Source organism: Cryobacterium mannosilyticum, from assembly GCF_004402705.1.
Classification (GTDB): Bacteria; Actinomycetota; Actinomycetes; order Actinomycetales; family Microbacteriaceae; genus Cryobacterium; species Cryobacterium mannosilyticum.
The window spans coordinates 24,177-42,411 of the sequence record NZ_SOFM01000039.1; the positions used below are offsets into that span (position 1 = coordinate 24,177).

The 18,235-nt window shown below is 70.4% G+C and carries 17 protein-coding genes and 1 pseudogene; 12 read left to right on the forward strand and 6 right to left on the reverse strand.

Going from position 1 to position 18,235, the window contains the following annotated elements; all coding sequences use genetic code 11:
* Positions 1 to 4 precede the first annotated feature (4 nt).
* From cofD to E3O32_RS12555, 5 genes are all read right to left on the reverse strand, one after another.
* The gene (gene cofD, locus E3O32_RS12535; protein ID WP_134510004.1) at positions 5 to 1,000 is read right to left on the reverse strand and encodes a 2-phospho-L-lactate transferase; all 996 of its coding nucleotides are present in this window, start codon (positions 998 to 1,000) and stop codon (positions 5 to 7) included.
* A complete protein-coding gene (locus E3O32_RS12540; RefSeq protein WP_134510006.1) occupies positions 997 to 1,944 on the reverse strand; it encodes an ABC transporter ATP-binding protein in 948 nt (315 codons plus the stop codon). Before E3O32_RS12540 ends, cofD begins: the two co-directional genes overlap by 4 nt.
* Positions 1,935 to 3,002: a putative F420-0 ABC transporter permease subunit gene (locus tag E3O32_RS12545; protein ID WP_174776513.1), complete on the reverse strand. Its 1,068-nt coding sequence runs from the start codon at positions 3,000 to 3,002 to the stop codon at positions 1,935 to 1,937. The genes E3O32_RS12540 and E3O32_RS12545 overlap by 10 nt, the downstream gene beginning before the upstream one ends.
* 29 nt (positions 3,003 to 3,031) lie before the next feature.
* Entirely contained in the window at positions 3,032 to 4,054 is a 1,023-nt protein-coding gene (locus E3O32_RS12550; protein ID WP_134510008.1) for a putative F420-0 ABC transporter substrate-binding protein, read from the reverse strand.
* A gap of 228 nt (positions 4,055 to 4,282) precedes the next feature.
* The gene (locus E3O32_RS12555; protein WP_134510010.1) at positions 4,283 to 5,671 is read right to left on the reverse strand and encodes an aminotransferase-like domain-containing protein; all 1,389 of its coding nucleotides are present in this window, start codon (positions 5,669 to 5,671) and stop codon (positions 4,283 to 4,285) included.
* Between the two features lie 191 nt (positions 5,672 to 5,862).
* Between E3O32_RS12555 and E3O32_RS12560 the strand changes: the two genes are divergently transcribed.
* From E3O32_RS12560 to E3O32_RS12600, 9 genes are all read left to right on the forward strand, one after another.
* Positions 5,863 to 6,741, forward strand: coding sequence for a nitrilase-related carbon-nitrogen hydrolase (locus E3O32_RS12560; RefSeq protein ID WP_134510012.1), 879 nt, complete (start codon positions 5,863 to 5,865; stop codon positions 6,739 to 6,741).
* 23 nt (positions 6,742 to 6,764) lie between these two features.
* A complete protein-coding gene (gene hydA, locus E3O32_RS12565) occupies positions 6,765 to 8,213 on the forward strand; it encodes a dihydropyrimidinase (protein WP_134510014.1) in 1,449 nt (482 codons plus the stop codon).
* Positions 8,214 to 8,226: 13 nt separating this feature from the next.
* Positions 8,227 to 9,243, forward strand: coding sequence for a TIGR03842 family LLM class F420-dependent oxidoreductase (locus tag E3O32_RS12570; protein ID WP_134510016.1), 1,017 nt, complete (start codon positions 8,227 to 8,229; stop codon positions 9,241 to 9,243).
* The gene (locus E3O32_RS12575) at positions 9,240 to 10,109 is read left to right on the forward strand and encodes an ABC transporter permease (protein ID WP_241974915.1); all 870 of its coding nucleotides are present in this window, start codon (positions 9,240 to 9,242) and stop codon (positions 10,107 to 10,109) included. The genes E3O32_RS12570 and E3O32_RS12575 overlap by 4 nt, the downstream gene beginning before the upstream one ends.
* A gap of 29 nt (positions 10,110 to 10,138) precedes the next feature.
* Positions 10,139 to 10,954, forward strand: coding sequence for an ABC transporter ATP-binding protein (locus E3O32_RS12580; RefSeq protein WP_134510034.1), 816 nt, complete (start codon positions 10,139 to 10,141; stop codon positions 10,952 to 10,954).
* Entirely contained in the window at positions 10,951 to 11,784 is an 834-nt protein-coding gene (locus tag E3O32_RS12585) for an ABC transporter permease (protein ID WP_241974916.1), read from the forward strand. Before E3O32_RS12580 ends, E3O32_RS12585 begins: the two co-directional genes overlap by 4 nt.
* Positions 11,785 to 11,868: 84 nt before the next feature.
* Positions 11,869 to 13,020: an ABC transporter substrate-binding protein gene (locus E3O32_RS12590; protein WP_134510018.1), complete on the forward strand. Its 1,152-nt coding sequence runs from the start codon at positions 11,869 to 11,871 to the stop codon at positions 13,018 to 13,020.
* Between the two features lie 156 nt (positions 13,021 to 13,176).
* Positions 13,177 to 14,496 (forward strand): aspartate aminotransferase family protein, encoded by a 1,320-nt coding sequence (locus tag E3O32_RS12595; RefSeq protein WP_134510020.1) that lies wholly within the window; start codon positions 13,177 to 13,179, stop codon positions 14,494 to 14,496.
* Positions 14,497 to 14,549: 53 nt separating this feature from the next.
* The gene (locus E3O32_RS12600; protein WP_134510022.1) at positions 14,550 to 16,049 is read left to right on the forward strand and encodes a CoA-acylating methylmalonate-semialdehyde dehydrogenase; all 1,500 of its coding nucleotides are present in this window, start codon (positions 14,550 to 14,552) and stop codon (positions 16,047 to 16,049) included.
* A gap of 51 nt (positions 16,050 to 16,100) precedes the next feature.
* Here the strand turns inward: E3O32_RS12600 and E3O32_RS12605 are convergent, their stop codons facing one another.
* The gene (locus E3O32_RS12605; protein WP_338145198.1) at positions 16,101 to 17,066 is read right to left on the reverse strand and encodes a LysR family transcriptional regulator; all 966 of its coding nucleotides are present in this window, start codon (positions 17,064 to 17,066) and stop codon (positions 16,101 to 16,103) included.
* A 115-nt stretch (positions 17,067 to 17,181) separates the two neighbouring features.
* Between E3O32_RS12605 and E3O32_RS17725 the strand changes: the two genes are divergently transcribed.
* From E3O32_RS17725 to E3O32_RS12615, 3 genes and pseudogenes are all read left to right on the forward strand, one after another.
* On the forward strand, positions 17,182 to 17,304 hold the full coding sequence (locus E3O32_RS17725; RefSeq protein ID WP_255453676.1) for a hypothetical protein: 123 nt from the start codon (positions 17,182 to 17,184) through the stop codon (positions 17,302 to 17,304).
* A gap of 65 nt (positions 17,305 to 17,369) precedes the next feature.
* The gene (gene pyrE, locus E3O32_RS12610) at positions 17,370 to 17,918 is read left to right on the forward strand and encodes an orotate phosphoribosyltransferase (protein ID WP_134510024.1); all 549 of its coding nucleotides are present in this window, start codon (positions 17,370 to 17,372) and stop codon (positions 17,916 to 17,918) included.
* Positions 17,918 to 18,235: pseudogene (locus E3O32_RS12615) on the forward strand (hypothetical protein); the annotation flags it as partial. The gene pyrE and the pseudogene E3O32_RS12615, both read left to right, overlap by 1 nt.

Sequence of the window (18,235 nt, forward strand, 5' to 3'; positions counted from 1 at the left end):
GGCCTCAGGCTTGAGCGGAGCGCCCGAGGGTGAGGGTGTCCGCCGCGATTCGCGCGGTCGACGCCGCGTCACGCATCCAGAGCGGCACGGCCGCCCCGCGGATGCCGGCGGCCGCCAGCGCGGGCAGCGCCGCGGCATCCGTCTCGTCCACCAGCCAGGCGTCGAGCACGCCCCCGGCCGCGCGGGAGCCGTAGTGCAGTCCCACGGCCTCGGCCGCGGTCTCGACGCCGATCGTGCGCAGGCACGCGTCGGCCATGCCGCGCACGGCGGAGCCGGCGATGATCGGCGACACCCCGACGACCGGTGCCGCGGTGGCCCGGAGCGTCTCGCGGATGCCGGGGACGGCGAGGATCGTGCCCACCGAGACGACCGGGTTCGACGGCGGCAGGATGACCAGGTCGGCCTCCGCGAGGGCGGCGAGCACTCCCGGGGCAGGGGCGGCGTGCTCCAGCCCGACCTGCACGAACTCGGTGACCTCCACCTGGGAGCGGTAGCGCACCCACCACTCCTCGAAGTGGATCAGGTCGCCGGCCTCGTGCTCGTCGATCGCCGCGTCGAGCCGCACGTGGGTCTCCACCGGCTGGTCGCTCATCGGCAGCAGCCGGGCGCCCGGCTGCCAGCGCCGGCAGAGGAACTCGGTCGCCTCGGAGAGCGTCGCCCCGCCGCGGAGCAGGTCGCTGCGCACGATGTGGGTGGCCAGGTCGAGGTCGCCGAGGGTGAACCAGGACCAGCCGCGCCCGTAGGCGGCGATCTCGGCCGAGGTGCGGCGGGTCTCCTCCGGCCGGCCCCAGCCCTGTTCCTCGTTGATGCCGCCGCCGAGCGTGTACATCACGGTGTCGAGGTCGGGGCAGATGCGCAGGCCGTCGAGCCACATGTCGTCGCCGGTGTTCACGATCACGGTCACCGCGGTGTCGGGGGCGGTCGTGGAGAGGTGGTGCAACAGGCCGCGGGTGAAGCGGGCGCCGCCGATTCCGCCGGCGAGCACGGTGATGTTCTTCATACGGATGCTTCCTCCGTCGGGTCTGGGTCCGCGAGCTCAGCCCTCACGGCCCGCCCCACGGGTCGGCCCCGTCGAATTCGACGGAGATTTTGCTCCGGATTGCGGTTTTTGGCCTCTACCGCGCCCGATGAACGAAAATCTCCGTCGAATTCGACGGGCGGATGAGGCTCTTCCGCGGCGGGGGAGAAGACGATCACCGGATGCCCGCCCCGCGGATGCGGCACGATGTCGGCGTCCACTCCATAGACCTGGGCGATGGTCTCCGGCACGAGCACCTCGGCGGGGGTGCCGGCCGCGACGAGCCGCCCGCGGTGCAGCAGGAGGATCCGGTCGCAGTACGCGGCCGCGAGGTTCAGGTCGTGCAGGGCCATGATCGCCGTCAGCCCGAGCGAGCGCACCTGGCCGAGCAGGCCCAGCTGGGCGCTCACGTCGAGGTGGTTGGTGGGCTCGTCCAGCAGCAACAGGCTCGGCCGCTGCGCCAGCGCCCGGGCGATCTGCACCCGCTGCTGCTCCCCGCCGCTGAGAGTGTGCCAGAGCCGCGCGGCCAGCGCGCTGCCGCCGACCAGGGCCAGCGATTCCTCGGCCACCCGGTGGTCGTCCTCGCCGCCGAAGCCGCCGAGCAGCCGGCTCCGGTGCGGGATACGGCCGAGCAGCACGACCTCGCGCACCGATAGGTCGACGCTCGGCGCCGCGCTCTGCTCGAGCAGGGCCACCCGCCGCGCCGTCTCCCGGCGGGTGAGGCCGTGCAGGGCGGTGCCGTCCAGTTCGACCTGACCGCCCGCCGGGGTGTCGAGGCCCGCGATCAGCCGGAGCAGCGTGGACTTGCCGGCGCCGTTGGGGCCGAGCAGGCCGGTCACCGAACCGGTCGGCAGCTGCGCCGACACGTCGTCGAGGATGGCCGTCCCGCCGATCCGGAACGACACCCGGTCGAGCCTCACGCCCATGCCGCGGCCCTCCGGCTCTTGATCAGCACGATGAAGACGGGCACGCCGATGAGCGCGGTGATGATGCCGACGGGCAGTTCACGCGGGTCGAAGACCGTGCGGGCAAGAGTGTCCGCCACGACGAGGAACAGGGCGCCGAAGACCACGGTCAACGGCAGCAGCCGACGGTGGCCTGGCCCGCTCAGCCCGCGCACGAGGTGTGGCAGGATCAACCCGACGAAACCGATCGCGCCGCTCACGGCGACCATGGCCCCGGTGAGCAGGGCGACCGCGCCGAGCAGCGCCCACCGGGTGGCGTTGACGTTGATGCCGAGGGAGGCAGCGGCCGTGTCGCCGAACGCGAACGCGTCCAACCGGGTGGCCGAGAGCACGATCCCGGTGCCCACGACCACGAGCGCGCTGCCCGAGATGAGCACGCTGGTCCAGGAGCTGCCGGCCAGCGAGCCCAGCAGCCAGTTGAGGATCTCCCGGTAAGAGTCGCCCTTGGCCGACCAGAAGATGACGAAGGATGTGCCGGCCGCCCCGAGCTGGGCGATCGCGAGTCCGGAGAGCACCGCCCGGCCGGGAGTGATCGTGCCGCCGACCCTGGCGATGCTCAGGGTGGCGACCAGGGCGGACAGTGCGCCGAGGAAGGCCGCGGCCGGCAGGGCGAAGGCGACGCCGAGGATGACGACGCAGACCGCGCCGAGCGACGCCCCGCTGGACAGGCCGAGCAGGTAGGGGTCGGCGAGCGGGTTGCGGGTGACGCTCTGCATCACGGCGCCGGAGAGCGCGAGCCCCGCGCCGACCGCGGCCGCGGTGAGCACCCGCGGCAGGCGCAACTGCCAGACGATGGAGTCGGTCAGCGGCGGGACATCCGTCATTCCGGGCAGGCCCAGGTGGGCGCCGACGCTCGCGAGCACGTCTGCAAGCCCCACGTCGGCCGGGCCGACGGCGACGGCGGCGACGCAGACGAGCAGCAGCGCCAGCACCGACGCCGCGACGAGGCCGAGGTAGCGCCCGCGTGCAACGGCCCGGCCTGCCGCCCGCGCCGTCGCCGCGCGTCCATCCACTGTCACGGCCTGTCCCCTGTCACGCGGTCTCCCGGCTACCTGGACTTCTGCTTGTCGAGCGCGGCCAGCTGGTCGATGGCCGACCCGGCGGCCTCCACGTTGCGGATGCCGGCCTCGGTGGCCGCGAACGGCAGCACGATGTAGCGCTTGTCCTTCACGGCATCCAGCCCCTGGGTTGCCGGGTTCGACTCGAGCGTGGCGATCTTCGACGCCGCGGTGTTCCAGGTGGCGTCGACGAGCACGATCACGCCCGGGTTCGCGGCGATCACGGATTCCCAGCCCACCGAAGTCCAGGTGTCGTGCACGTCGGCGAACACGTTGGTCAGGCCGGCGGCCTTCATGATCATGGCGGGCGAGCCGATCCCGGCGCCGACGTAGGGGCTGTCGGTGCCGCTGGAGTACCAGAGCGCCGTGGTCTTCGCGTCGGCGGGGGCAAGGGCGGCCAGCGCCTTCTCCTGCGTTGAAACGAGCTTGTCCGCGGCATCAGCCCGGCCGAAGATGGCGCCGGCCTGGGCGATCTCGGCGAACACGGAGTCGAAGGTCAGCGGGTCGGGCATGTAGCCGGTGGCCTTGCACGCGGCAGGGGAGACGTAGCTGCCGATGCCGAGGCCCTCCAACTGGCCGCGCTCGCCGACGCCGTCGGCGGTGAAGTTGGACTCCCAGCCGCCGTAGAAGAAGTCGGGCGCGAGGGCCAGCACGGCCTCCTGGCCGGGCACGAAGTCGCTGACCACGTTGAGGCCCTTCCCGGCCGGGGCCAGGGAGGCCGGCAGGGGCCCGTCGAGGAACGCCGAGCCGACGATCCGGTCGCCGAGGCCGAGCGCGAGCAGCAGTTCGGTGGTCGACGACTTGATCGTGACGATGCGCTTGGGCGCCGCGGCCACGGACACGGTGGTGCCGCAGTTGTCGAGCGTGACGGGGTACCCCGCCGGGGCTCCGGTCGCGCCGCCCTCGGAGGTCGCCCCGCCCGCGGCGCCGGTGCCGGCTCCGGCGCATCCGCCGAGCATCAGGGCGACGGATGCCGCGCCCGCGACGTAAAGAAGAGTACTTCGACGGTTCATGAAAACCTCACGTTTCGAAACCGCCCCCGCCCATCGGCGAGAGTGCACTTTTCGCCCTCAGGGAAGTGCTGAAGGGGCGAGAACTGCACTCTCGCGGCCAGGAACGGGCGGCGGAGCGGGGGGGAGCCGCGGGGGAGCGGCAGGGGTGGGGAGCGTGTGTGGGGGGACCTGCCGCCCAAGTCAGGGTTGGCACGACCGGTCAGAGCCAACCGGCGGTCTGGATCCAGCCTAGGCCCATCTCGTTTCGGGCGGGCGCGCACCGGGGGCGGGGAGGAGCGCGCCGGGTCCCGGGCGTCGGAGCACCGCGGCGACGGCCCGCGCGACCTCCGTCACGTCGCCGTGGAGCGCCCCGGCGGTCACCCGGATGAACGCCTCCGGGCTGGCATCGGACAGGAACGGCGAGCCACCGGCTACCCGGATGCCCGAGGCCGCCAACTGCACGATGGCATCCCGTTCGTCGGCCACCGGAAGCCAGGTGTTGATGCCATCCGCCTGCCCGGTCGGCCAGCCGAGCGCGGTCAGAGCGTCGGCCAGGGCCTTCTGCCTCGCGAAGTAGATCCGTCTGGCCTCGGCGATCTGGGCGATGCTGTCGCCGTGGGTGAGCAGGTCGTGCAGGATCGACTGCAGCATCCGGCTCGTCCAGCCGGGCCCGAGCATCCGTCTGGCCACGATCCGGTCCACGAGCGCCGCCGGCCCGCCGAGGGCGGCGATGCGCAGGTCGGGGCCGTGCGACTTGGAGTAGCTGCGCACGTGCAGCACCCGGCCGGGCAGCCAGCGGCCCAGGCTCACGTCGGGGGCCACGCTGATCTCGCCGGAGTGGTCGTCCTCGATCACGACGGTCTGCGCATTGCGCTTGTGCACGCCGAGCAGCCTCGCCAGTTCCTCGGCCCGGGCGAGCGGCATCGACGCCCCGGTCGGGTTGTGTGCGCGCGGCTGCAGGATGACCGCCACCGGCGACTGGGCGAGGGCGGCGGCGAAGGCGGCCGGCACGATCCCGTGCGTATCGACCGGCACCGGCAGGCGTTCGATGCCGAGCTGGTCCAGCAGATCGAAGAACGGCGGGAAGCCCGGGTCCTCCACGATGACCCGGTCGCCGAACCGGGCGACCACGTCGAGACTGCGGGAGATGGCGTCGAGGGCGCCGTCGACGACCGTGATCGATTCGGCCGGGAACGGCCAGGATGCCCGCAGTACCGCGAGCAGCTCCGGGATCACCGGCAGTTCCTGGTAGAGGACGGTGCTGGCCCGCTGGGAGACCCGGGAGAGCGCCGGGCCGAGATCGGGCAGGAGCCGCGGGTCGGGCGTGCCCCGCGACAGGTCGATCCTGGCCTCGCGGTGGTAGCCGGCCATCGACTGGCTGCGGGCCGGCAGCCAGCGCGGAGCGGCGTCGAGAACAAAGGTTCCGCTGCGGCCGCGGGAGACGATCAGCCCCACCGCGGAGAGCGCCTGCCAGGCGTGGCTGACCGTCGCCGGGCTCACCGCCAGGGCCGCCGCCAGCGCGCGCACGGTGGGCAGCCGGTCGCCGGGGGCGAGCCGGCCCGAGCTGATCAGGCGGCCGAGCGCGGCCGCGATCCCGGCGGGAGTGCGGTGCTCGACCTCGTCGATAACGGTTTGCATGACCCCTTGCCTCCGGCTGGTTTGGACGACAGGATGATTAACGCGTGCGTCACACACAGAAACAGAACTGAAATGTTTACGTCGAAGAATAACAAACACGGACAACGCAGTCCGATTCGACTCAACTGATTCGGCGAGGCGACTCCCGGCCACAGGGCCAGCTCAGCGCCGAGCTCGATGTGGAGGCAAGGATGACCGGGGAAACCAGTACCACCGACGGGCGCACGATCGTGCGGGCCGCCATCACCCAGACCGACTGGACCGGCGACCAGGAATCGATGATCGCCAAGCACGAGGGATTCGTGCGCACGGCGGCCGAGGCCGGCGTGCAGGTGATCTGCTTCCAGGAGCTCTTCCACGGGCCGTACTTCGGCATCGTGCAGGACCCGAAGTACTACGACTACGCCCAGAGCGTTCCCGGCCCGCTGGTCGAGCGGTTCCAGAAGCTCGCCGCGGAGCACAAAATGGTGATCGTGCTCCCCGTCTACGAGGAGGAGCAGCCCGGCGTGCTCTACAACACCGCCGCCGTGATCGACGCCGACGGCAGCTACCTCGGCAAGTACCGCAAGCACCACATCCCGCACCTGCCCCAGTTCTGGGAGAAGTTCTACTTCCGCCCCGGCAACGGCGACTACCCCGTCTTCGACACCATGGTCGGCAGGATCGGCGTCTACATCTGCTACGACCGGCACTTCCCCGAGGGCTGGCGGGTGCTCGGCCTGAACGGCGCCGAGATCGTCTTCAACCCCTCGGCCACCAAGCCCGGCCTCTCCAACCGGCTCTGGGAGCTCGAGCAGCCGGCCGCCGCGGTCGCCAACCAGTACTACATCGGTGCGAACAACCGGATCGGCACCGAGAGCCGCGAGTTCGGCGACGAGGCGGTCACCTTCTACGGCAGCTCCTACTTCGTCGACCCGCGCGGCAACTACGTCGGCGAGGTGGCGTCGACGGATGCCACGGAGATCGTCATCCGTGACCTCGACCTCGGCGTCATCCGCGAGGTGCGCAACTCGTGGCAGTTCTACCGCGACCGCCGCCCCGACTCCTACGAGCCGATCGTCGAACCCTGAGCCCGGCCGAATAGGAGCGCACCATGACGACAACCCTCATCACCGGCGGCACCGTTGTGACTGCGACCGGCCGGTCCAGAGCCGACGTGCTCATCGACGGCGAGACGATCGCCGCGGTGCTGGCCCCCGGATCACTGCTGCTCGGCGCCGACCTGGCCTCCGGAGTCGACCGGGTGATCGACGCGACCGGCAAGTACGTGATCCCGGGCGGGATCGACGCGCACACCCACATGCAGCTGCCGTTCGGCGGCACCGCGGCATCCGACACCTTCGAGACCGGCACCCGCGCGGCCGCCTGGGGCGGAACCACCACGATCATCGATTTCGCGGTGCAGAGCTACGGCCAGCGCGTCTTCGACGGACTCGCCGCGTGGCACGAGAAGGCCGCCGGCAACTGCGCGATCGACTACGCGTTCCACCAGATCATCGGCGACCTCAACGCGGACTCCCTGCAGGCGATGGACGGGCTGCTCGCCGAGGGGGTCTCCAGCTTCAAACTGTTCATGGCCTACCCGGGCGTCTTCTACTCCGACGACGCGCAGATCCTCAAGGCTATGCAGAAGTCGGCCGAGACCGGACTGATGACCATGATGCACGCCGAGAACGGGCCGGCGATCGACGTGCTCGTCGGCCAGCTGCTCGCAGAGGGCAAGACCGACCCGTACTACCACGGGGTTGCCCGGGCCTGGCAGCTCGAGGAGGAGGCCACCCACCGTGCGATCATGCTCGCCAACCTCACCGGCGCGCCGCTCTACGTCGTGCACGTGAGCGCGAAGCAGGCCGTCGCCCAGATCGCCACCGCCCGCGACAACGGCCAGAACGTGTTCGGCGAAACCTGCCCGCAATACCTCTACCTCTCGCTCGAGGAGAACCTCGGCGCCCCCGGCTTCGAGGGTGCCAAATGGGTGTGCTCGACCCCGCTGCGCTCCCGGGCCGAGGGGCACCAGGACCACCTCTGGCAGAGCCTGCGCACGAACGACCTGCAACTGGTCTCCACCGACCACTGCCCGTTCTGCATGAAGGGCCAGAAGGACTTAGGCCTCGGCGACTTCTCCAAGATCCCGAACGGGATCGGCTCGGTCGAGCACCGCCTCGACCTGCTCTACCAGGGTGTGGTCACCGGCCGGATCTCGCTCGAACGCTGGGTCGAGATCACCTCCACCACCCCGGCGCGCATGTTCGGCCTCTACGGGAAGAAGGGTGTGATCCAGCCCGGGGCGGATGCCGACATCGTCGTCTACGACCCGACCGGCCACACCTCCATCGGCTACGGCACCGACGAGTTCGGCGAGCCGACCGGTCGCAGCCACCACATGAACATGGACCATTCGGCCTGGGAGGGCTACGAGATCGACGGCCACGTCGACATCTTGCTCTCCCGCGGAAAGGTCGTCATCGCCGAGAACTCCTACCTCGGGGCCAAAGGCGACGGCCGGTTCGTCAAGCGCAGCCTGAGCCAGTACCTCATCTAGGGCAGGGGACAGCATGGATTTCGGAGCAGTACTCCAGACCAACCCGCCGTCGGCCCGTGTCGTGCAACTCGCCCAGCTCGCCGAGGTGCACGGCTTCAGCCACGTCTGGACCTTCGACTCGCACCTGCTCTGGCAGGAACCCTATGTGATCCACAGCCGCATCCTCGCCGAGACCCGCAAGATCATGGTCGGCCCGATGGTGACCAACCCGGCCACCCGGGACTGGACGGTGACGGCGTCGACCTACGCCACCCTGAACGAAATGTACGGCAACCGCACCATCTGCGGCATCGGCCGCGGCGACTCCGCGGTGCGGGTCACCAACGGGGCACCCACCACGCTGAAGACGCTGCGCGAATCGATCCACGTCATCCGTGAACTGGCGAATTCGCGGGCGGTGGAGCACAACGGCGCCACCCTCCGGTTCCCGTGGAGCACGGGCTCCAGCCTCGAGGTGTGGGTGGCCGCCTACGGGCCGCTCGCGCTCAAGCTCGCCGGCGAGGTCGGCGACGGCTTCATCCTGCAGATGGCCGACCTCGACGTGGCCGAGTGGATGATCGGCACCGTGCGAGAGGCCGCGGCGAACGTGGGACGCGACCCGGAGTCGATCACCTTCTGCGTCGCCGCGCCGATGTACATCGGCGACGACTGGGAGCACATGCGCAACCAGTGCCGGTGGTTCGGCGGCATGGTCGGCAACCACGTCGCCGACATCGTCGCCAAGTACGGCACCGACTCCCCCGTGCCCAAGGCCCTCACCGACTACATCGCCGGCCGCAGCGGCTACGACTACAACCAGCACGGCCGAGCCGGCAACACGCACGCCGACTTCGTGCCCGACGAGATCGTGGACCGGTTCTGCCTGCTCGGCACGTCGAAGGACCACATCGAGAAGCTGCAGGCCCTCAAGGAACTCGGGGTCGACCAGTTCGCCGGCTACCTCCAGCACGACAACAAGGAGGAGACCCTGCGGGTCTACGGAGAGACCGTGATCCCTGCCCTCACCGACCCGATCGTGGCGAAGCTGTGACTGCGCCCCGCCGGTTCGTCGTCGGCGCGCTCGGGCTGGTGCTGCTCGCCGGGCTCTGGGAGCTCTACAAGCTGCTCGGCCCGGCGGACGGCGTCGTGCTCGCCGGCGTCACCGTGCTGCCGCGCACCAGCGACCTGGCCATGCCGCACCTCTGGGTGATGGCCGGGCGGGCGCTCGAACCGGTCACCGGCGCCGGCAACGCCATGCCGCTCTGGCAGGCCGTCGTCGACGCCTCCTTGTTCACCCTCGGCATCTCCGCGGTCGGCTGGCTCGTCGGCGTCACCGTCGGCCTCGCCCTGGCGCTCCTGATGCAGCGGTTCCGGCTGGCCGAGGCGGCCGTGCTGCCCTGGATCATCCTCAGCCAGACCGTGCCCCTGATCGCCCTGGCCCCGCTCGTGCGGCGCTGGGGAACCCAGATCCAGTTCGGCGCGTTCAGCTGGGAGAGCTGGATGTCGGTGGCCCTGATCGCCTCCTACCTCGCCTTCTTCCCGGTCTCGGTCGGCGCCCTCCGGGGCCTAGGCTCGCCCGACGCCAACCACGTCGACCTGATGCACTGCTACTCCGCCGGCTGGTGGAAGACCCTCTGGCGGTTGCGGCTGCCGGCGAGCGTCGGCTACCTGCTGCCCGCGTTGCGCCTCGCCGCGGCCAGCGCCGTGATCGGCAGCGTCGTCGCCGAGGTGTCGATCGGGCTGCGCGGCGGCATCGGCCGGATGATCGTCGAATACGCCGGCGCGGCCGGCGGCGACCCAGGCAAACCGTGGGCACCGATCTTCGGCTCGGTGCTCGTCGGGCTCGTCGCCGCCGGGTTCGTCGGGCTGATCGGGCTCGCCCTCCGCCGGTTCCGGCGCGGGGAGGTCGCGGCGTGAGCGCGCCGGAACCGACCCCGGTGCCCGGCATGAAGGCCGCGAGCCTGGCCGTGGACGTGCGCGGGGTGAGCCGCGTGTTCGCCGGCCGGAAGGGGGCATCCGTCACGGCACTCGACTCCGTCAGCCTCACCGTGGCGCCCGGCGAGTTCGTCTCCCTGATCGGGCCGAGCGGCTGCGGCAAGAGCACCCTGTTGCGGCTGATCGCCGACCTCGACACCCCGACCACGGGCGAGATCCGGGTCTTCGGCAAACCGGCCAGGCAGGCCAGGATCGACCAGGACTACGGCATCGCCTTCCAGCAGGCCGGGCTGCTGCCCTGGCGCACCGTCAGCGGGAACATCGAACTGCCGCTCGAGCTGCACGGCGCCGGCCGGGCGGCCCGTCGCGCCCGCGCGGCCGAGCTGATCGAGCTGGTCGGACTGTCGGAGTTCGCCGGCCACTACCCCGACCAGCTCTCCGGCGGCATGCAGCAACGGGTGGCGATCGCCCGGTCGCTGGCGGAGAGCCCGAGCCTGCTGCTGATGGATGAACCGTTCGGCGCTCTCGACGAGATGACCCGGGAGCGGATGCAGAACGAGCTCGTGCGGATCTGCGCAGAGACGAGCGCCGCCGTGGTGTTCGTCACCCACTCCATTCCCGAGGCCGTCTTCCTCTCCAACCGGGTCGTCGTGCTGGAGCCGCGGCCGGGCCGCATCCGCGACGTCCTCCGGGTCGGCCTCGGCGAGACCGGGGAGCGCGGCGAGACCCTGCGCGAAGACGAGGAGTTCTTCCACGCCGTAAGCCAGGTGCGCGAGCTGCTGCACGGCGAGGCCCCGGCCGGGGCGAGGGGGGCCGAGGCCAGGTGAGCCAGGCATCCGTTCGGCAGGGCAGCGCCGGGCAGGCCGGTGCCGGGCAGGCCCGCGCCCGGCAGGGCGGCGCCGGCGGGCCGGTGCGCACCGTGCTGGCGCCGATCCTGCTGGGAGTGGCCGTCGTGCTGCTCTGGCAGGGGGCGGTCACCCTGCTCGCCATCAAGCCGTTCATCCTTCCCGGGCCGCTGACGATCGCCGGCCAGTTCGGAGCGAACCTGCAGAACGTGGCCAACGGGATGCTCGCCACCGGCCGGAACGCCCTCATCGGACTCCTGATCGGCACCGTGCTCGGGGTGCTGCTGGCGATCCTCGCCGCGCTCGTGCGGCTGCTCGACGAAATGGCCGCGCCGATCGTCGCCGCCATCGCGGTCGTGCCGATCGTGGCGCTGGCCCCCGTGCTCTACACGATGTACGGCGCCGGCGCCGAGACCGCCCGGCAGTTCGTGGCGGCGCTCGCCGTGTTCGTGCCCGTGTACTTCAACACCCTCAAGGGGCTCCGGCAGGTGCGTCCCGTGCACCGCGACCTGATGCGGTCCTATGCGGCCACCAACTGGCAGGCCACCCGCACCGTGACCCTGCCGACCGCGCTGCCGTTCGTGTTCACCGGCCTGCGGATCGCCTCCTCCCTTGCCGTCATCTCGGCCCTGATCGCCGAGTACTTCGGCGGCCCGGTCGGCGGCCTCGGCAAGTCGATCACCTCGTCGGCGTCGAGCAGCAACTACGGGCTGGCCTGGGCGTACGTGCTGGGCTCGATCCTGCTCGGCCTCCTCTTCTATTCCGCAGCGCTCATCGTCGAGAAGCTCGTCACCCGCCGGTCAGGCGGATAGGCGTCCGCCGCGTGCGCGCGGCGGTCGAAGCACCACGATGCACCATCCACAACACAGCCAGGCAACCACTTCACGGAGGTAGACATGAAACACAGCACACGATGGCTGGGCACGATGGGCGCCCTCGCCGCCACCAGCGCCCTCGTCCTCACCGGCTGCAGCACCGGGACCACATCGACGACGTCGACCTCGGGTTCCGCCGGGGACCTCGTCCCGATCACCCTGCAGCTGCAGTGGGTCGCCCAGGCCCAGTTCGCCGGCTACTACGCGGCCGTGGACCAGGGCTTCTACAAAGACGAGGGGCTCGACGTCACCATCGCCGAGGGCGCCGCGGACATCGTGCCGCAGGACGTCCTCGCCGCCGGCGACGCCGACTACGCCATCTCCTGGGTGCCCAAGGTGCTCGGCTCGATCGAACAGGGCGCCGACATCACCGACGTCGCCCAGATCTTCGAACGCAGCGCCACCACCCAGATCTCGTTCAAGGACAAGGGCATCACCTCGCCCGCCGACCTCAAGGGCAAGAACGTCGGCAGCTGGGGCTACGGCAACGAGTGGGAGCTCTTCGCCGGGATGCAGAAGAGTGGGGTGCAGGTGGGCGACATCAGCCTCGTGCAGCAGGCGTTCGACATGAACGGATTCCTTTCCGGGGACATCGACGCGGCCCAGGCCATGACCTACAACGAATACGCCCAGGTGCTCGAGACCAAGAACCCGAAGACGGGGGAGCTCTACCAGCCGTCCGACCTCAATGTGATCGACTGGAATGACGAGGGCACGGCCATGCTGCAGGATGCGATCTGGGCCGACGCCGGAAAGCTCGCCTCCGACAAGGACTACGCCGCCAACACGGTCAAGTTCATCAAGGCGTCGATCAAGGGCTGGATCTACGCGGCCACCGACCCGGAGAAGGCGGCCGGGATCGTCACCGCTGCCGGGTCGCAGCTGCCGGCCGGACACCAGCTCTGGATGACCAACGAGGTCAACAAGCTGATCTGGCCGTCCACGAACGGGGTCGGCCTGATCGACGCGGCCGCCTGGAAGAACACCGTCGACATCGCGATGAACACCAAGAACGAGACCGGTGCCACCATCATCACCGCCGAACCGCCCAAGATGGCGTACTCGAATGAGTACGTGCAGAAGGCGCTCGACGAGCTGAAGGCGGACGGCGTCGACGTGATGGGCGCCGGCTGGAAGCCGATCACGGTCACGCTCACCGAGGGCGGCAAGTAGGCTCGCCCCACCGCCACTCAACGCCACTCAACGCCTCTCACCGCTGAGGCCGGGTGGTCCACCGGACCGCCCGGCCCAGCTCCCGACCTCCACTCCACGCATTTCCTTCACTCAACTCATATCCTTGGCTCAACGCAGAGAAAGAACACGATATTCGTGAATGACACCACCGCCGCCAGCCTGAACGACCCCGCCTACGAGCTGGACCGGGCCTACGTCTTCCACTCCTGGTCGGCGCAGGCCGCCCTCGCACCGTTGGTGATCGCGGGCGGCAAAGGGTCCCGGGTCTGGGACTACGACGGGCGCAGCTACCTGGACTTCTCCAGCCAGCTCGTCAACGTGAACATCGGCCACCAGCATCCGGCCGTGACCCAGGCGATCATCGACCAGGCCGGCACCCTCGCCACCGTCGCGCCGTCGACCGCGAACCTGATGCGCGGCGAGGCCGCCAAGCGCATCGTCGACCGCGCCCCGGCCCGCTTCAACAAGGTCTTCTTCACCAACGGCGGGGCGGATGCGATCGAGAATGCGATCCGGCTGGCCCGGCTGCACACCGGGCGGGACAAGGTGCTCTCCACCTACCGCTCGTACCACGGCAACACCGGGGCGGCGATCGTGGCGACCGGCGACTGGCGGCGCATCCCGAACGAATTCGCGCGCGGGCACGTTCACTTCTTCGGCCCGTACCTCTACCGCAGCGAGTTCTGGGCGACGACGCCCGAGCAGGAGTCGGAGCGTGCGCTGCGCCACCTCGAACGCATGATCCAGAGCGAGGGGCCGACCACGATCGCGGCCGTGCTGCTCGAATCGATCCCCGGCACGGCCGGGGTGCTCATGCCGCCGCCCGGCTATCTGGCCGGGGTGCGCGCGCTCTGCGACCGCTACGGGATCCTCCTGATCTTGGACGAGGTGATGGCCGGCTTCGGGCGCACCGGGCGGTGGTTCGCGTTCGAGGGCTTCGACGTGACCCCCGACCTGATCGCCTTCGCCAAGGGTGTCAACTCCGGCTATGTGCCCACCGGCGGGGTGATCATCTCCGAGTCGATCGCGAACGACTTCGAGACCACGGTCTTCCCCGGTGGGCTCACCTACAGCGGGCATCCGCTGGCGATGGCCTCGATCGTGGCCGCCCTCGACGCTATGGAGAACGAGGGCATCGTCGCCAACGCGGCCCGGATCGGGCGAGACCGGCTCGCGCCGGGCCTCGCGGAGCTGGCGGAGAAGCACCCGATCATCGGCGAAGTGCGCGGCGAGGGCGTGTTCTGGGCGCTGGAGCTCGTGGCCGACCGGGGCACCCGGGCACCGCTGAGCGGCGTCGTGATGGGCCGGATCAAGGCCGAGCTGCTCGCCCGCAACCTCCTGCCCTTCCTCGCCGACAACCGGATCCATGTCGTGCCGCCGTGCGTGGTCACCGACGACGAGGTCGCCGAGGCCCTCGCCATCTACGACGAGGTCCTTAGCCTCGACCTGCTCTGACCTGCCCGCCGCCGGCTCACCCCCACCCACTCGACGAAGAGAAACGAAGGACAATGACCGATCTGCCCGTAATCACCCACTGGATCGACGGGGCGCCGTTCGACGGGACCTCGACCCGCAGCGCGCCGGTCTTCAACCCGGCCCTCGGCGCCGTCGCCAAGCACGTGCGCCTGGCCGGCGCCGTCGACGTCGACACCGCCGTCGCCTCCGCCCAGGCCGCCTACCCGGGGTGGCGGGACACCTCCCAGGCCCGGCGCCAGGGCGTCATGTTCACCTTCCGCGAGCTGCTCAACGCGCGCAAGGGCGAGCTGGCCGACATCCTCACCGCCGAACACGGCAAGGTGACCGCGGATGCCCTCGGCGAGATCGCGCGCGGGCTCGAGGTCGTCGAATTCGCCCTCGGCATGCCGCACCTGACCAAGGGCGAGTACTCGGAGAACGTGTCGACCGGTGTCGACGTGTACACGCTGCGCCAGCCGCTCGGCGTCGTGGGCATCATCAGCCCGTTCAACTTCCCGGCGATGGTGCCGCTGTGGTTCTTCCCCATCGCGATCGCCGCCGGCAACACCGTGGTGCTCAAGCCGAGCGAGAAGGACCCGTCGGCGTCGAACTGGATGGCCGCCCTGATGACCGAGGCCGGCCTGCCCGCCGGCGTGCTCAACGTCGTGCACGGCGACAAGGAGGCGGTCGACGCCCTGCTCGTGCACCCCCACGTGCAGGCGATCTCCTTCGTCGGCTCCACCCCGATCGCCAAGTACATCTACGAGACCGCGGCGCACCACGGCAAGCGCGTGCAGGCCCTCGGCGGCGCCAAGAACCACATGCTCGTGCTGCCGGACGCCGACCTCGACCTGGCCGCGGATGCCGCGGTCAACGCCGGTTTCGGCTCGGCCGGTGAGCGGTGCATGGCGATCAGCGTCGTGGTGGCCGTCGAACCGGTCGCCGACGAGCTGGTCGCGAAGATCACCGAGCGGCTGAAGGGGCTCAGGGTCGGCGACGGCATGCGCGGCTGCGACATGGGGCCGCTGATCACCCAGGCCCACCGGGACAAGGTCGCCTCCTACATCGACGTGGCCCGCACCGACGGTGCCGAGGTCGTCGTGGACGGGCGCGGCATCGAGGTGGACGGTGACGCATCCGGATTCTGGCTCGGCCCGACCCTGTTCGACCGGGTCGGCACCGACTCGGATGTCTACCTCGACGAGATCTTCGGCCCGGTGCTCTCGATCGTGCGGGTGGGCAGCTACACCGAGGGGCTCACCCTGATCAACCGGAGCCGCTACGGCAACGGCACCGCGATCTTCACCAACGACGGCGGCGCCGCCCGGCGCTTCCAGAACGAGGTGCAGGTCGGCATGGTCGGCATCAACGTGCCGATCCCGGTGCCGGTGGCGTACCACGCGTTCGGCGGCTGGAAGGACTCCCTCTTCGGCGACGCGAAGGCCTACGGCCCGGCCGGGATCGCGTTCTACACCCGGGAGAAGGCCATCACCAGCCGTTGGCTCGACCCCAGCCACGGCGGCATCAACCTCGGCTTCCCCCAGAACGCCTAGCCCGCCCACCGCCCGCCTCCATCCCGCACTCGCGCGGGTGGGGGTGGGCGGCTATGGGGTTGGGGAGGGCGGCGGGGTCGCCGAGGTGTGCTCGGCCTGCACCCGCTCGGCCTCGGCCCGCAGCACGTCGACGACCGTGCGCACGGCGAGGCGCTCGGCCCGGTCGGGGCGCATCAGCGCCACGATCTGCCGCTCGGCGTCGACCCCGCGCAGCGGCTTGAGCACGAGCTTGCCCGGCTGGTCGCCACCCCAGGTGTAGCGCGGCACGAGGGCGATGCCCAGGCCCGCCATCACGAACGCCTCGATCAGCCGCATGTCCGCGAAGCGCTGCGCCACCAGCGCCTGCCCGCCGCCCTGCTGTTCGATCTGGTGCAGGATGCGTTCGAACGGGTAGCCGTCCGGCGCGCCGATCCAGGTCTCGCCGACGACGTCGGCCGGCCCGATCCAGGCTCGGGCGGCCAGGCGGTGGTCGGCCGGGAGCCCCACGTCGAGCGGCTCGGTCATCAGCGGAACCACGGTCAGTCCCCGCCCGCCCCAGGGCAGCTGCCCGCGCAGGCTGTAGGCGAGCACGATGTCGAAGTCGGCGGTCAGCGCGGGGAAGTCGCTCAGCTCCGGGTCCTTGTCGGTGCAGTTCACGACCAGGCCCGGCACCGACGCGATCTGCCGCAGCGCGCCCGGCAACAACATCTCGCCCGCAGTCGGGAAGGTGACCAGGCTCACCTCGCCGGTGGCGTGGTTGCGGAACTCGTCCCACACCGCGTTCGCCCGGGCGAGGGCGACCGCGACATCGGTCGCGCTGCGGGCCAGCGCGCGCCCGGCATCCGTCAGGATCAGGCCACGGCCGCTGCGCTCGGTGAGCGGCAAACCGGCCTCCCGTTCGAGCACCTTGAGCTGCTGCGACACCGCCGACGGCGTGCGGTGGGTGGCCCGCGCGACCGCGGTGATGCTGCGGCGTTCGGCCAGTTCCCTGAGCAATTCGAGCCTCTGTACATCCATGTAGTCAAGCTTCACACTCATTGCAGAACAATGCGATTGTGCTGCACTGTCAATAGTGGTCGAATTAACACGTCGAACTCGTGCAATGGTGCCTCCGTCTCCCCGACATCAACCTCCATTCTCGAAAGGTACGACCGTGTTCGTTCTCCTCGCCGTTCTCGTTCTCATTGTTCTTTCCTCCGCTGCGGCCGTCGTCGTCGACGTGCAGAAGGACGGCTACCGTCGTCTCCCCGAGCGCAAGCTCGTTCGCAGCTTCTGAACCGTCGGAACCCCCGCCGGGAACCCCGCGGGGCCGCCGACCGGCCGATGGCCTAAAGTTGGACTGTGAAAGACACTCGCCAGCAGCTCATCGACCACATCTCGGCCGAGGCCGTCTTCCACGGTGATTTCACTCTCACCAGCGGCAAGAAGGCCACGTACTACGTCGACCTCCGCAAGGTGAGCCTCGACCACCGGGTCTCCCCGCTGATCGGCCAGGTCATGCTCGATCTCATCGCTGAGATCCCGGACGTGGCCGCCGTCGGCGGGATGACCATGGGCGCCGACCCCGTCGCCGCCGCGATCCTGCACCAGGGGGTCGCCCGCGGCCTGGCCTACGACGCCTTCGTCGTGCGCAAGGAACCCAAGGACCACGGCCGCGGCCGCCAGGTGGAGGGCCCCGACCTGGCCGGCAAGCGCGTGATCGTGCTCGAAGACACCTCCACGACCGGCGGCTCCCCGCTGGCCGCGATCGAGGCGCTGAAGAAGGTCGGCGCCATCATCGCCGGCGTCGCCGTGGTCGTCGACCGGGACACCGGCGCGCGCGAAGTGATCGAGGCCGCCGGCTACCCGTATTACGCCGCCATCGGCCTTGAGGACCTGGGGCTCCGCTGATGCCCGACAAGGACGGGCAGGGCGAAGACGGAGTCGACTGGCTCGCCTCCCAACTCGGCGGCGGAGCCAAGCCGGCCAACCCCGACGAGTTCGTTCCCCGCAAGGGTGCGCCCCTTCGTTCGAAGGACACCCCCGCGGCGCCCGCCGACCCTGCCCCGAAGCCGGCCGGCTTCCTCTGGGGACTGAAGCCCACCACCGAGACCGACCCCCACCTGGCGTCGACGGATGCCGCACCTCCCGCCGCCACGCCGGCCACCGCCGCGCCCGTCCCCGCCGACGCGGCGCCGCGTCCCGCCCGCGCCGCGGAGCCTGCCGCC

Bases quoted from the DNA above. Each gene is read 5' to 3' on its own strand.
- E3O32_RS12600 (WP_134510022.1), top strand. From the start codon at position 14,550: ATGACCGATCTGCCCGTAATCACCCACTGGATCGACGGGGCGCCGTTC.
- E3O32_RS12540 (WP_134510006.1), bottom strand. From the start codon at position 1,944: ATGGGCGTGAGGCTCGACCGGGTGTCGTTCCGGATCGGCGGGACGGCC.
- hydA (WP_134510014.1), top strand. From the start codon at position 6,765: ATGACGACAACCCTCATCACCGGCGGCACCGTTGTGACTGCGACCGGC.
- E3O32_RS12570 (WP_134510016.1), top strand. From the start codon at position 8,227: ATGGATTTCGGAGCAGTACTCCAGACCAACCCGCCGTCGGCCCGTGTC.
- E3O32_RS12605 (WP_338145198.1), bottom strand. From the start codon at position 17,066: ATGAGTGTGAAGCTTGACTACATGGATGTACAGAGGCTCGAATTGCTC.
- E3O32_RS12555 (WP_134510010.1), bottom strand. From the start codon at position 5,671: ATGCAAACCGTTATCGACGAGGTCGAGCACCGCACTCCCGCCGGGATC.
- cofD (WP_134510004.1), bottom strand. From the start codon at position 1,000: ATGAAGAACATCACCGTGCTCGCCGGCGGAATCGGCGGCGCCCGCTTC.
- E3O32_RS12550 (WP_134510008.1), bottom strand. From the start codon at position 4,054: ATGAACCGTCGAAGTACTCTTCTTTACGTCGCGGGCGCGGCATCCGTC.
- E3O32_RS12560 (WP_134510012.1), top strand. From the start codon at position 5,863: ATGACCGGGGAAACCAGTACCACCGACGGGCGCACGATCGTGCGGGCC.
- E3O32_RS12580 (WP_134510034.1), top strand. From the start codon at position 10,139: ATGAAGGCCGCGAGCCTGGCCGTGGACGTGCGCGGGGTGAGCCGCGTG.
- E3O32_RS12590 (WP_134510018.1), top strand. From the start codon at position 11,869: ATGAAACACAGCACACGATGGCTGGGCACGATGGGCGCCCTCGCCGCC.